Consider the following 637-nt stretch of genomic DNA (forward strand, 5'->3'; position numbering starts at 1 on the left):
GTAGTAAGTCCACCTTTTGAAAAAAGGGGGCTGAAACACCATGTCAAAATTCGCCATTCTTCGGGTTCAGAAACTCAAATCGCCCAAGTCCGTCAGGGCGTCCATGAAGCACGCCTACCGAGAGCAGGATACGCCAAACGCTGACGCCACGAGAACGCCAGACAATGACCTGATCGGGCCGCAGAACGTCAAACAGGGCATGATCGCGTTCGAGAAGGCGCTACCTGAGAAGATCCGCAAGAACGCCGTCCAGTGCATCGAATACCTGGTCACGTCCTCACCTGGCGCGTTCGAGAACCGGAACGCTGACCAGGAGGCGTATTTGGGGTCACGACACGAAAGTGTATTTTACGTACGCTTAGGGTGAACACCTACAGAMCCGCCAGCATTGGGGTKCAAGCGACAAGCAGGGATGCAGGCACCCGAAGCGGACGTAACGCGCCCGCTTCGGGCTGCTCATCGACATTCCAGCGATAGTCCCCTGTCAGAGAGATATGCTCCCAGCCGAGGGGTGCAATATGCCGCGCCAGGTCATCGGAAATGCCGAGCGTTGCGATGGCAGACTGAAGATAGCGCGTATTCCATAGGATAACCGCTGCCACCAGCAGGTTTAAACCTGACGCTCGATAAGCCTGAT

2 protein-coding genes are annotated in these 637 nt (G+C 56.1%); one reads left to right on the plus strand and one right to left on the minus strand.

Features of this window, described 5'->3' with window-relative positions:
* Positions 1-40 precede the first annotated feature (40 nt).
* Positions 41-367, plus strand: a complete 327-nt coding sequence (locus KP705_RS16025) for a plasmid recombination protein (RefSeq protein WP_252348427.1) — start codon at positions 41-43, stop codon at positions 365-367.
* A gap of 4 nt (positions 368-371) precedes the next feature.
* Here KP705_RS16025 and KP705_RS16030 read toward each other — a convergent pair.
* The coding region (locus KP705_RS16030; RefSeq protein ID WP_215764956.1) for a Tn3 family transposase at positions 372-637 on the minus strand (266 nt) is incomplete at its 5' end.

The organism is Gluconobacter sp. P1D12_c (genome assembly GCF_018812105.1).
Lineage (GTDB): Bacteria > Pseudomonadota > Alphaproteobacteria > Acetobacterales > Acetobacteraceae > Gluconobacter > Gluconobacter oxydans_A.